This is a genomic window from Streptomyces sp. NPDC051136 (assembly GCF_044455745.1).
GTDB lineage: Bacteria > Actinomycetota > Actinomycetes > Streptomycetales > Streptomycetaceae > Streptomyces.
The window spans coordinates 66,296-79,086 of sequence record NZ_JBITFE010000004.1; the positions used below are offsets into that span (position 1 = coordinate 66,296).

Here is a 12,791-nt window from a genome sequence, read left to right on the forward strand (position 1 = left end):
CGAACAAGGAGAGCCGCCACCCCATGCCCTCTTCCCCCACGCCCTCCCCCACACCCGGCCCCTCCGGGCTACGGCGACGCACCCTGCTCGGTGCGGCCGCCGCGGCGCCCGTACTCGCCTCGCTGACCGGGGCGGGAACCGCCGCCGCCTCGGCCGCCTCCTCCACGTCCGCCGGCTCGCCCGCCGGCCCCCGCGCGTTGCCCGGTGGCGGTGACCTCGGGCCGAACGTCATCGTCTTCGACCCGTCCACGGCGAACATCCAGGCCAGACTGGACGAGATCTTCAAGCAGCAGGAGTCGGCCCAGTTCGGCACGGGCCGCTACGCCCTGCTGTTCAAGCCCGGCACGTACAGCGGGCTCAACGCCCAGCTCGGCTTCTACACCTCCGTCGCGGGCCTCGGCCTGTCCCCCGACGACACCACCATCAACGGCGACGTCACGGTCGACGCCGGCTGGTTCGACGGCAACGCCACGCAGAATTTCTGGCGTTCGGCGGAGAACCTCGCCCTGGTCCCGGTCAGCGGCACCAACCGCTGGGCGGTCTCGCAGGCGGCGCCCTTCCGGCGCATGCACGTGCGCGGCGACCTCAACCTCGCCCCCGACGGCTACGGCTGGGCCAGCGGCGGCTACATCGCCGACAGCCGGATCGACGGCACGGTCGGCCCGTACTCCCAGCAGCAGTGGTACACCCGGGACAGCTCGGTCGGCGGCTGGCTCAACGCCGTGTGGAACATGGTGTTCTCCGGCGTGGAGGGCGCACCCGCGCAGAGCTTCCCCGAGCCGCCGTACACCACGCTGGAGACGACTCCCGTCTCCCGGGAGAAGCCGTTCCTGTACCTCGACGGCGACGAGTACCGCGTCTTCCTGCCGGAGAAGCGCACCGACGCCCGCGGTGTCTCCTGGGGCAACGGCACCCCGCGCGGCACCTCGCTCCCGCTGTCCCGCTTCTACGTCGCGAAGCCCGCCGACTCGGCGGCCACCCTCAACCAGGCGCTGGCGGAGGGCCTGCACCTGCTGCTGACGCCGGGGGTCTACCACCTGGACCGGACCGTGGAGGTGAACCGCGCGGGCACGGTCGTCCTGGGCCTGGGCTACGCCACCCTCATCCCCGACAACGGTGTCACCGCCCTGAAGGTCGCCGACGTGGACGGCGTGCGCCTGGCCGGGTTCCTCGTCGACGCGGGCGCGGTCAACTCCTCGACGCTGCTGGAGGTCGGGCCCGAGGGCGCGTCCGCGGACCACTCGGCCGACCCGACCACCGTGCAGGACGTGTTCGTCCGGATCGGCGGGGCGGGCCCCGGCAAGGCCACCACCAGCATGGTGATCAACAACCGGCACACCATCGTCGACCACACCTGGGTGTGGCGCGCCGACCACGGCGACGGCGTCGGCTGGGAGACCAACCGCGCCGACTACGGCGTGGTGGTGAACGGCGACGACGTCCTGATGACCGGCCTGTTCGTCGAGCACTTCAACAAGTACGACGTGCAGTGGAACGGCGAGCGCGGCCGCACGGTCTTTTTTCAGAACGAGAAGGCGTACGACGCCCCGGACCAGGCCGCGATCCAGAACGGCCCGGTCAAGGGATACGCCGCCTACAAGGTCGCGGACGACGTCACCGAGCACGAGGGCTGGGGCATGGGCAGCTACTGCTACTACAACGTGAACCCGTCCATCGTGCAGCACCACGGCTTCGCCGCGCCGAACCGCTCCGGGGTGCGCTTCCACGGGCTGCTCGTGGTGTCGCTGGGCGGGCAGGGGCAGTACGAGTGCGTCGTCAACGACACGGGTTCGCCCACGTCGGGAACGGACACCGTGCCGTCGAAGGTCGTGCAGTACCCCTGAACGGTCGTGCAGTACCCCTGAGCGACGGGACGCGCGCCGCGGGACGCCCGCGTCCGCGCGCCGGGGTGCCCCCGCCACGCCGGGCGGGGGCATCCCGCGGCGTTCACCGCGTCGGCACCGCGTTCGCCGGCGCCGGCGCGTAGCCGGTGGGCCGGGCGGTGAAGGTGCCGCGGCCCTGGGTACGGCTGCGCAACCGGGTCGCGTAGCCGAACAGTTCGGCCAGCGGCACCGTGGCCGTGACCACCGTCGCACCGCCCCGGGTGTCGGAGCCGGTGACCCGGCCGCGGCGCGCGGCGAGGTCGCCGAGCACCCCGCCGACCCCGTCCTCGGGCAGGGTGACCGTCACCTCGACGACCGGTTCGAGCAGGACCATCTCCGAGGCGCGCAGGGCGTCGCGGAGCCCGAACCGGCCGGCGGTGCGGAACGCGGTGTCGGAGGAGTCCTTCACATGGGTCTGGCCGTCGGTGAGCGTGACCCGCAGGCCGGTCACCGGGTGCCCTCCCAGCGGCCCTTCGGCGAGGGCGTCCCGGCAGCCCGCCTCGACGGCCCGGACGTACTCCTGCGGAACGCGTCCGCCGACGACCGTCGAACGGAACACGAAACCGCCGCCCACACCGTCCTCCTCCCACGGCTCCACGTCGAGCACGACGTGCGCGAACTGCCCGGCACCGCCGTCCTGTTTGACGTGCCGGTGGACGAAACCGGTGACGCCCGCGCCGACCGTCTCCCGGTAGGCCACACCGGGGCGGCCGACCGTGACCTCCAGCCCGTGCTCGCGCCGGACGCGCTCCACCGCGACCTCCAGGTGCAGTTCGCCCATGCCCGACAGCACGGTCTGCCCGGTCTCCGGGTCGGTGCGCACGGCCAGTGAGGGGTCCTCCTCGGTCAGCCGGGCGAGCGCGGCGGCCAGCCGGTCGGTGTCGGTGGAGCGCCCGGCCTCCACGGCCACGTGCACGACCGGCTCGGCCACGCCGGGGGGTTCCAGGAGCAGCGGGGCGTCCGGCGCGCACAGGGTCGAGCCGGCCCGGGCCGACTTGAGTCCGACCACCGCGACGATGTCCCCGGCGACCGCCCGTTCCAGCGGGTCGTGCCGGTCGGCCCGTACCCGCAGGATGCGGCCGACGCGCTCGGTGCGGCGCGTGCCCGCGTCCCACACGGTGTCCCCCTTCCCGATCGTGCCCGAGTACACCCTCAGGTACGTCAGCCGTCCCGTCGGGGTGGCGCTCACCTTGAACGCCAGTGCCGCCATCGGCGCCGCCGGGTCGGCCGTCCTTTCCTGCTTCGCGCCCTCGTGGGTGCCGTGCACCGGGGACACGTCCAGCGGCGAGGGCAGGTACGTCACCACGGCGTCCAGCAGCGGTTCGACGCCGCGGTTGCGGTACGCCGAGCCGCACAGCACGACCACGCCTTCGCCGGTGCGGGTCAGGTCGCGCAGGGCGGCGGTGAGGGTGGCCGCGGTGAGCGTCTCCCGGTCGCAGAACTCCTCCAGCGCGGCCGGGTGGCGTTCGGCGACCGCCTCTTCCAGCAGTCGCCGCCTGCGCAGCGCCTCCTCGCGCAGGGTGCCGGGCACCGGGCCCTCCTCGGCCGCGTGCGCGCCGTCCGTCCACACCAGGGCGCGCAGGCGCAGCAGGTCGACGACGCCGGTGAAGCCGTCCTCCGCGCCGATGGGCAGCTGCACCACGAGGGGCGCCGGGTGCAGCCGCTCGCGGATCGAGGCGACGGCGGTGTCGAGGTCGGCGCCCGCCCGGTCCATCTTGTTGACGAACGCGATCCGGGGCACGCCGTGCCGGTCGGCCTGCCGCCACACGGACTCGCTCTGCGGCTCCACCCCCGCGACCGCGTCGAACACGGCGACGGCGCCGTCGAGGACGCGCAGCGAGCGCTCGACCTCGTCGGCGAAGTCGACGTGCCCGGGGGTGTCGATGAGGTTGATCCGGTGACCGGCCCAGGCGCAGCTGACGGCCGCGGCGAAGATGGTGATGCCGCGGTCGCGTTCCTGCGGGTCGAAGTCGGTGACGGTGGTGCCGTCGTGGACCTCGCCGCGCTTGTGGGTGGTGCCGGTGGCGTAGAGGATCCGCTCGGTGACGGTGGTCTTGCCCGCGTCGACGTGGGCGAGGATGCCCAGGTTGCGGACGGTGGCGAGCGGGTCGGTGCGGGTGTTCCGGTGGGCGGCTGTGTCCGGACGGGTGCCGGTGTGGGTGCTGATGCGGGTGCGCACGGCCTGGGGCCTTTCGCTGCTCGGTGGAGCTCGTCGTGAACAGGGCGGCGCGATTCCCGGGACGGGTGGGCGGACGGAGCCACGGCCCGACGGGGCGAGCGAGGTGGACGGGGCCACGGCCCGGCGGGGCGGGCGAGGTGGCGTCGCGTCAGATGCCGGTCGCGGGCATCCGGTGCCGGCCGCGCAGCGGGCACCGGACGGCCGGAGACACGAGGATCACCTCGAACCGGGACGGGGGGACGACGGGTGCGGTGCGGATGCGCACGGCCCTGCTCCCCTCACTCGGTCACGGTCTCGGTGTGCTGGTGAGTGTAGGGAGACCCGGGCCGGTGCCGCACCGGGTTTTCGCCGGGGGCGACGGCGAGGGCGGCGAAAGGCGAAAACGCGAGATGCCGACCGGGATCTCTCCCGGCCGGCATCTCGCCCTGCCTGATCTTGTGTCCGAGGGGGGACTTGAACCCCCACGCCCGATAAAGGGCACTAGCACCTCAAGCTAGCGCGTCTGCCATTCCGCCACCCGGACCAGGTGTCTGTCGCGGTGCGGGGGTGTTCCCCGCGGCGACATGGACAACCATACCAAGCTTTCGCGGTGCCTTTCACCTGCGTTTCCTTCGCCCGCGCTCGGCCTGAGCGGCGGTCCGGGACCTGCGCCCGCACTGCACCTAGGGTCGCACCATGAGTGACTGGATGGTTACGCAGGGCCCGCTTCCGCGTCGTCGGCCGCGGGCGTTGTCGCCGCTCAGGGAGCACCTGCGGGACACGTTCTGGTTCGCGCCCACCGCGGCGATGGTGGGCGTCTTCGCCGTCTGGCTGGTGGCTCAGGAACTCGACGCGGCCCTGGTGCGCTCGTTGCAGGACGACGGCGACTTCGACACCCTCGCCGACCTGCTGCGCTTCGCGGACGACGCGAAGGCGGTGGTGTCCGCGGTCGGCTCGGCGATGATGACCTTCATCGGTGTGGTCTTCAGCATCTCGCTGGTCGCCGTGCAGATGGCGAGCGGGCAGTTCACCCCGCGGGTGGTGCGCCTCTTCGTCCGCAGCCGGATCACCAAGGCGACCTTCGCCGTCTTCCTGGCCACCTTCGTCCTGACGCTGCTCGTCCTGACCAGCTACGACAGCAACGCCGACCCCCGCGCCGCCACGACCGTGCCCCTGGTGCAGTCGGTGCTCACCCTTCTCATGGTCGCGCTGAGCCTGCTGCTCTTCGTGCTGTACGTCAACGCGACGCTGCGGCTGATGCGGGTCAGCCATGTGATCGCCCGTATCGCCGCGGAGTCCCTGCGGGTGGCGGCGCTGATGCCCCTGCCCGCGGGCGCAGGCGAGGAGCCGGACGTCGCGCCGGTGACGGCGTGGGTGGCTCACGAGGGGCGGGCCGGGGTGCTGCGGGACGTGCACGTCGCCCGGCTGGTGCGGGTGGCCCGGGGGCACGGGGTGGTGCTGCGGCTGGTGCCGCGCACCGGTGACTTCCTGGTGCCGGGCACACCGGTCCTCGCGGTGCACGGCGGGGCGGCGCCGCCCCGCCGGGCGCTGCGGTACGCCCTGTCGGTGGGGGTGGAGCGCACCTTCCACCAGGACCTGGCGTTCGGCCTGCGCCAGCTGTCCGACATCGGGCTGCGCGCCCTGTCCCCCGCGGTGAACGATCCGACGACCGCCGTGCAGGCGCTGGACCGGGTCGTGCAGATCCTGGCCACGCTGTCCCGGCGGCCGCTGGACGCCGTGCCGCACCGGGACCGGCGCGGCACGGTCCGGCTGGTGCAGCCGGTGCCCGGCTGGGCGGAACTGGTGGACCTCGGGTTCACCGAGGTCCGTGCCTGCGCCGCCGGGTCGCCACAGGTCACGCGGCGGCTGTCGGCGGCGTTCGACGACCTGCTGCTGCTCGTGCCGCGGGAGCGGCGCGGTCCGCTGCTGCGCCACCGCGAGCTGCTGCGGCAGGCCGTCGAGCGCACCGCGCCGACGCCTGCGGACCGTGCCTTCGCCCTGCGGCCCGACCGGCAGGGCATCGGGTGACCGGAGGTGCCCGGCGGAGTCCGCCCCGGCCCGTCACGGCATGAGGTGGTGGTCCGGGAAGTTCCCCGGCAGCCGCTCCCCCGCGGGGCCGCGTGTGACGGCGCGGACCAGCAGCTCCCCGCCCACGAAGGCGCCGCGCCACGACCCGCCGTGCCCGCCGAACAGCTCGTCGCGGTCTCCGCGGGAGCGCGGCACTCCGTGGCCGACCTTGAACGCGCGGATCTGCGGCGCCAGCCGCGCGTACGTCGCCGGGTCGTCCGTGGACAGGGTGGCCACCAGCGCTCCGTTGGAGGCGTTCATCGCGGCGAGCAGCTCGGCCTCGGTGTCGGCCAGGACGATGGTGTCGACCGGGCCGAAGGGCTCCGCGTGGTGCAGCGGCGAGGAGCGGGGCGGGGCCAGCAGCGTGACCGGCTGGACGTAGGCCGAGGTGTCCTGGCCGGGCAGGAACCGGGCGTCGGCCGCCCTGCCGCGGTGCAGGGGGACGGCGCCGCGGTCGACGGCCTCGGCGACCTGGTCCCGGAGCTCCTTCGCCTTGGCCGCGCTGACGACCGGCCCGAAGTCGAGCGCCGGGTACGGGTCGTCCGGTGCGGCGACGGCGAGCGGGTGGCCGACGCGCAGGGTGCGGACCGCCGGGAGGTACGCCGCGAGGAACGCGTCGAACAGCTGCCGCTGGACGACGAAGCGCGGGTAGGCGGTGCAGCGTTGCTTGCCGTAGTCGAAGAGCTTCGGGATCACCTCGGTGAGCGCGTCCCAGTCGGTGAAGTTCCAGACGCCCCAGGTGTTGAGTCCCTCCTGTTCGAGGATGTGCCGCTTGCCGAGGTCGGTGACGGCGGTGGCGACGGCGGCGCCCGTGTCCCGGCCGCCGACGAAGGAGACGCAGCCGATCTCGGGGGCGCGCACCAGCGCCTGGGACAGTTCGCCGCCGCTGCCGCTGACGAGGGTGAAGGGAAGTCCCTCGCGGGCGGCGAGCGCGCAGGCCAGGGTGAGGCAGGCGACGCCGCCGTCGGTCGGGGTCTTGGCGATGACCGCGTTGCCCGCCAGCGCCTGGACGAGCATCGCGTGGACGAGCACGCTCATCGGGTAGTTCCAGCTCGCGATGTTGGACACCGGACCGTCCAGCGGGGCGCGCCCGTCGAGCATGCCGTCGATGCCATCGACGTACCAGCGCACGCCGTCGACGGCCCGGTCGACGTCGGCCGTGGCCGAGCGCCAGGGCTTGCCGATCTCCCACACCAGCAGCAGGGCGAGCAGGTCGCGGTGCTGAGCGAGGGCGTCGAGGGTGGCGGCGACGCGGGCCCGCCGTTCGGCCAGGGGAAGGTGGCGCCAGGCCCGGTGCTGGTCGAGCGAGGCGCGTACGGCGTGCCGGGCCGTGGCCGCGTCCAGGCGGGGCGGGCCCGCCACGGGGGTGCCGTCGACGGGGCTGGTGGCCGGCAGGACCCGGCCGTCCGCCCGCCAGTCGGCGCCCCAGAGGTTGCGGACCCGGTCCTCGCCGAACGCCTCGGGTGCGACGGCGCGGCAGCGCCGCCAGGCCTCGGCCCAGGAGGTGCCCAACTTCAGGGTGAGCTCCGCGGCGCTCCGCGCGCCGGCCGTCATGCGCGGGCTCCGTCACGGGTCGCGCCGTCGAGTACGGCGAGCACGTGCCGCGCGGTCTCGGTCGGCGTGCTCCCGACCCGTACACCGGCCGCTTCCAGTGCGTCCTTCTTGGCCCGGGCGGTGCCCGAGGAGCCGGACACGATGGCGCCGGCGTGCCCCATCGTCCTGCCCTCGGGCGCCGTGAACCCGGCGATGTAGCCGACGACCGGCTTGGTGACGTGTGCGCGGATGTGGGCCGCGGCGCGTTCTTCCGCGTCGCCGCCGATCTCGCCGATGAGGACGATCAGTTCGGTGTCGGGGTCGTTCTGGAAGGCGGTGAGGCAGTCGATGTGACTGGTGCCGACGACGGGGTCGCCGCCGATGCCGACGCAGGTGGAGAAGCCGATGTCGCGCAGTTCGTGCATGAGCTGGTAGGTGAGGGTGCCCGACTTGGAGACGAGGCCGATACGGCCGGGCCCCGCGATGTCGGGCGGGATGATGCCCGCGTCGGACCGGCCGGGGCTGATCAGGCCGGGGCAGTTGGGACCGATGACGCGGGTGCCCCTGGCTCTGGCGTGGGCGGTGAGGGCGACGGCGTCGTGGACCGGGATGCCCTCGGTGATGACGACGGCGAGACCGATGCCGGCGTCGGCGGCCTCGACGACCGCGGCCTTGGCGAAGGCAGGCGGCACGAAGACGACGGTGACGTCGGCGCCGGTGCGCTCGACGCCCTCGCGGACCGAGCCGAAGACCGGGACGGTGCGCAGGCCGAAGTCGACGGTGCGGCCGGCCTTGCGCGGGTTGACGCCGCCGACGACGTCGGTACCCGCGGCCAGCATGCGGCGGGTGTGCTTCATGCCCTCGGCGCCGGTCATGCCCTGGACGAGGACTTTGCTCTCCTCGGTGAGGTAGATCGCCATGTCGTCCTGTCTCCTCATTCGGCGGCGGATGCCGCGGTGGCGAGCCGGGCGGCACGGTGGGCGGCGCCGTCCATGGTGGTGGCCTGTTCGACCAGGGGGTGCGCGCGTGCCGCGAGCAGGGCCCGGCCCCGGGCGGCGTTGTTGCCGTCGAGGCGTACGACGAGCGGCTTGGTCGGCCGGACCTCCTCCAGGGCCCGGACGATGCCGTCGGCGACCGCGTCGCAGGCGGTGATGCCGCCGAAGACGTTGACGAGGACGGACTTCACGCCGGGGTCGGAGAGGATGACCGACAGCCCGTCGGCCATGACCCGGGCGGAGGCGCCGCCGCCGATGTCGAGGAAGTTGGCGGGACGGGCGCCGCAGCCGGCGACCACGTCCAGCGTCGACATGACCAGCCCGGCGCCGTTGCCGATGACGCCGACCTCGCCGTCGAGCTTCACGTAGTTGAGGCCCCGGGCGGCGGCACGGGCCTCCAGGGAGTCGGCGGACGCCGGGGGCTCGTCGCACCGGCGGGACTGCCGGAAGCGGGCGTTGTCGTCGAGGGTGACCTTGCCGTCGAGCGCGACGATCCGGCCGTCGGCCGTACTGACCAGCGGGTTGACCTCGACCAGCAGGGCGTCCTCGCGGACCAGTACGTCCCACAGCCGCACCAGGGTGTCGACGGTCTGCGGGGGCAGTCCGGCGGCGTCGGCGATGCGCACCGCGGTGGCCGTGTGCACCCCCGTGGCCGGGTCGACGGGGATGCGCGCCACGGCCTCGGGCCGCCGGGCGGCGACCTCCTCGATCTCCATGCCCCCTTCCGCGGAGGCGATGGCCAGGAACCCCCCGGACGCGCGGTCGAGAACGTAGGAGACGTAGAACTCCCGCTCGATGTCGCAGGGTTCGGCGAGCATGACGGTGCGGACCGGGTGGCCCTTGATGTCCATCCCGAGGATGCGTCGTGCCGCCTCCTCGGCCTCGGCGGGGTCGGCGGCGAGCCGAACGCCGCCCGCCTTGCCCCGTCCGCCGGTCTTCACCTGCGCCTTCACGACGGCGCGTCCGCCGAGTGCGCGGGCGATGCCGCGGGCCCCCTCGGGCGAGTCGGTGACCTCGGCCCTCGGCACCACGATGCCGTGTTCCGCGAAGAGTTCCCTTGCCTGGTGTTCGTACAGGTCCATCTCGGCTCCTGACTGAAAGTGCCGTACGCCCCCTGGACACCACCCACCGGATGCGGGATAACAAGCTTCATACAGTATTCGTCGACTGTATGCAATGTACCGCGAGAGCGCCCCAACCCCTCGTGAAGGGACAGGACTTCGCCATGCCCGACGACACACAGGACGTCATCTCCGGCGGCCACCTCGTTGCCAAGGCACTCAAGGCCGAGGGGGTCGACCGCATCTACACGCTGTGCGGCGGCCACATCATCGACATCTACGACGGCTGCGTCGACGAGGGCATCGAGGTCGTCGACGTACGCCACGAGCAGGTCGCCGCGCACGCCGCCGACGGCTACGCCCGGATCACCGGCAAGCCCGGCTGCGCGGTGGTCACCGCGGGGCCGGGGACCACCGACGCCGTCACCGGGGTCGCCAACGCCTTCCGCGCCGAGTCGCCGATGCTGCTGATCGGCGGTCAGGGAGCGCACAGCCAGCACAAGATGGGGTCACTGCAGGATCTGCCGCACGTCGACATGATGACGCCGATCACCAAGTTCGCGGCGACCGTGCCGGACACGGCGCGGGCGGCGGACATGGTGTCGATGGCGTTCCGCGAGTGCTACCACGGCGCGCCGGGGCCCTCCTTCCTGGAGATTCCGCGGGACGTGCTGGACGCCAAGGTGCCGGCCGACCGGGCGCGGGTTCCGCGGGCCGGGGCCTACCGGGCCTCCACCCGGTCGGCCGGGGACCCGGACGCCGTCGAGCGGCTCGCCGACCTGCTGACGCACGCCGAGAAGCCGGCCATCCTGCTCGGCAGCCAGGTCTGGACGACCCGCGCGACCGAGGCCGCCGTCGAGCTGGTCCGCACGCTGAACGTCCCGGCGTACATGAACGGCGCGGGCCGCGGCACCCTGCCGCCCGGCGACCCGCACCACTTCCAGCTCTCGCGCCGCTACGCCTTCTCCCACGCCGACGTCATCGTGATCGTGGGCACGCCCTTCGACTTCCGCATGGGCTACGGCAAGCGGCTCTCCCCGGACGCGACCGTCGTGCAGATCGACCTCGACTACCGCACCGTCGGCAAGAACCGCGACATCGACCTGGGCATCGTCGGCGACGCGGCGCTGGTGCTGAAGTCGGTGAGCGAGGCGGCGTCCGGGCGGATCAACGGGGGCGCGTCCCAGCGCAAGGAGTGGCTGGACGAGCTGCGCGCGGCCGAGCAGACGGCGCTGGACAAGCGCCTGCCGCAGCTCAGGTCGGACGCCTCCCCCATCCATCCGTACCGGCTGGTCAGCGAGATCAACGACTTCCTCACCGAGGACTCGGTCTACATCGGTGACGGCGGCGACATCGTCACCTTCTCCGGGCAGGTCGTGCAGCCCAAGTCACCGGGCCACTGGATGGACCCGGGACCGCTGGGCACGCTCGGCGTGGGCGTGCCCTTCGTGCTGGCCGCCAAGCAGGCGCGGCCGGACAAGGAGGTCGTCGCCCTCTTCGGGGACGGCGCCTTCTCGCTCACCGGCTGGGACTTCGAGACCCTGGTCCGCTACGACCTCCCCTTCGTCGGCATCGTCGGCAACAACTCCTCGATGAACCAGATCCGCTACGGCCAGGCCGCCAAGTACGGCAAGGAGCGCGAGCGGGTCGGCAACACCCTCGGCGACGTCCCGTACGACGAGTTCGCGCGGATGCTGGGCGGTCACGGCGAGGAGGTCCGCGACCCCGCCGACATCGGCCCGGCGCTGCGCCGCGCGCGCGAGTCCGGCAAGCCGTCCCTGGTCAACGTCTGGGTCGACCCGGACGCGTACGCCCCCGGAACCATGAACCAGACAATGTACAAGTGAGGTGAAGCCCCATGACAGCGAAGGCTCTCGAGGGCATCCGCGTCCTGGACATGACGCATGTGCAGTCCGGTCCCTCCGCGACCCAGCTGCTCGCCTGGCTCGGCGCGGACGTCGTGAAGCTGGAGGCGCCGAGCGGTGACATCACGCGCGGGCAGCTGCGCGATCTGCCGGACGTCGACTCCCTCTACTTCACGATGCTCAACTGCAACAAACGGAGCATCACCCTCAACACCAAGACCGAGCGCGGCAAGGAGATCCTCACCGAGCTGATCCGGCGCTCGGACGTCATGGTCGAGAACTTCGGACCGGGCGCGGTCGACCGGATGGGATTCACCTGGGGCCGCGTCAAGGAGATCAATCCACGGATCGTCTATGCCTCCATCAAGGGGTTCGGCGAGGGCCCGTACACCGCGTTCAAGGCGTACGAGGTCGTCGCCCAGGCCATGGGCGGATCGATGTCCACCACCGGATTCGAGGACGGGCCGCCGCTGGCGACGGGAGCCCAGATCGGGGACTCGGGCACGGGCGTCCACGTCGTGGCGGGCATCCTCGCCGCCCTCTACCAGCGGGAGCACACCGGACGCGGACAGCGGGTGAACGTGGCCATGCAGCACGCGGTGCTCAACCTCTGCCGGGTGAAGCTGCGCGACCAGCAGCGCCTGAGCCATGGTCCACTCGCCGAATATCCCAACGAGGACTTCGGCGACGAGGTTCCCAGGTCCGGCAACGCGTCCGGCGGCGGCCAGCCGGGGTGGGCGGTCAAGTGCGCGCCGGGCGGTCCGAACGACTACGTGTACGTCATCGTCCAGCCCGTCGGCTGGCGGCCGCTGAGCGGGCTGATCGGACGGCCCGAGCTGGCGGACGACCCCGAGTGGGCGACGCCGCGGGCCAGGCTGCCGAAACTGAACAAGATGTTCCAGCTGATCGAGGAGTGGTCGTCCACCCTGCCCAAGTGGGAGGTGCTGGAGCAGCTGAACGCCCACAACATCCCGTGCGGGCCGATCCTGTCCACGAGGGAGATCATCGAGGACGCCTCGCTGGCCGCCAACGAGATGGTCGTCACCGTGCCGCACCCCGAGCGGGGCGAGTTCGTGACCGTGGGCAGCCCGCTCAAGCTCTCGGACTCCCCCGTGCGGGTGACCAGTTCACCGCTGCTGGGCGAGCACAACGAGGAGGTCTACGTCGGCGAGCTGGGTCTCGGCGACGAGGAACTGCGGCTGCTCAAGTCGAACGGGGTGATCTGACGT

General features: G+C 72.7%; 8 protein-coding genes and 1 tRNA gene. 4 read left to right on the forward strand and 5 right to left on the reverse strand.

Annotated elements, in window-relative coordinates:
- The first annotated feature begins 23 nt into the window (after positions 1-23).
- Positions 24-1,844, forward strand: coding sequence for a coagulation factor 5/8 type domain-containing protein (locus ACIBCJ_RS12865; RefSeq protein ID WP_365978031.1), 1,821 nt, complete (start codon positions 24-26; stop codon positions 1,842-1,844).
- Between the two features lie 103 nt (positions 1,845-1,947).
- On the opposite strand, the gene fusA is transcribed toward ACIBCJ_RS12865, so the two are convergent.
- Positions 1,948-4,050 (reverse strand): elongation factor G, encoded by a 2,103-nt coding sequence (gene fusA, locus ACIBCJ_RS12870; RefSeq protein ID WP_365978468.1) that lies wholly within the window; start codon positions 4,048-4,050, stop codon positions 1,948-1,950.
- Positions 4,051-4,500: 450 nt separating this feature from the next.
- Positions 4,501-4,585: transfer RNA gene (locus ACIBCJ_RS12875), tRNA-Leu, on the reverse strand.
- 152 nt (positions 4,586-4,737) lie between these two features.
- Between ACIBCJ_RS12875 and ACIBCJ_RS12880 the strand changes: the two genes are divergently transcribed.
- Positions 4,738-6,069 carry a DUF2254 domain-containing protein gene (locus ACIBCJ_RS12880; RefSeq protein ID WP_365978032.1) on the forward strand — a complete coding sequence of 444 codons (1,332 nt, stop codon included), beginning with the start codon at positions 4,738-4,740 and terminating at the stop codon, positions 6,067-6,069.
- A gap of 33 nt (positions 6,070-6,102) precedes the next feature.
- On the opposite strand, the gene ACIBCJ_RS12885 is transcribed toward ACIBCJ_RS12880, so the two are convergent.
- Genes ACIBCJ_RS12885 through sucC form a run of 3 tightly spaced genes read right to left on the reverse strand, consistent with a single transcriptional unit; the run spans position 6,103 to position 9,718 of the window.
- Positions 6,103-7,662 carry an aldehyde dehydrogenase family protein gene (locus ACIBCJ_RS12885; protein ID WP_365978033.1) on the reverse strand — a complete coding sequence of 520 codons (1,560 nt, stop codon included), beginning with the start codon at positions 7,660-7,662 and terminating at the stop codon, positions 6,103-6,105.
- The gene (gene sucD / locus ACIBCJ_RS12890; protein ID WP_365978034.1) at positions 7,659-8,561 is read right to left on the reverse strand and encodes a succinate--CoA ligase subunit alpha; all 903 of its coding nucleotides are present in this window, start codon (positions 8,559-8,561) and stop codon (positions 7,659-7,661) included. The genes ACIBCJ_RS12885 and sucD overlap by 4 nt, the downstream gene beginning before the upstream one ends.
- A 14-nt stretch (positions 8,562-8,575) precedes the next feature.
- Complete coding sequence (gene sucC, locus ACIBCJ_RS12895; RefSeq protein WP_365978035.1) at positions 8,576-9,718, reverse strand: ADP-forming succinate--CoA ligase subunit beta; 1,143 nt, start codon at positions 9,716-9,718, stop codon at positions 8,576-8,578.
- Positions 9,719-9,861: 143 nt separating this feature from the next.
- On the opposite strand from sucC, the gene ACIBCJ_RS12900 reads away from it, so the two are divergent.
- Together ACIBCJ_RS12900 and frc are read left to right on the forward strand one after the other, a co-directional pair.
- Complete coding sequence (locus ACIBCJ_RS12900; RefSeq protein ID WP_365978036.1) at positions 9,862-11,544, forward strand: thiamine pyrophosphate-binding protein; 1,683 nt, start codon at positions 9,862-9,864, stop codon at positions 11,542-11,544.
- 11 nt (positions 11,545-11,555) lie between these two features.
- Positions 11,556-12,788 carry a formyl-CoA transferase gene (frc, locus tag ACIBCJ_RS12905; RefSeq protein WP_365978037.1) on the forward strand — a complete coding sequence of 411 codons (1,233 nt, stop codon included), beginning with the start codon at positions 11,556-11,558 and terminating at the stop codon, positions 12,786-12,788.
- Positions 12,789-12,791: the final 3 nt, after the last annotated feature.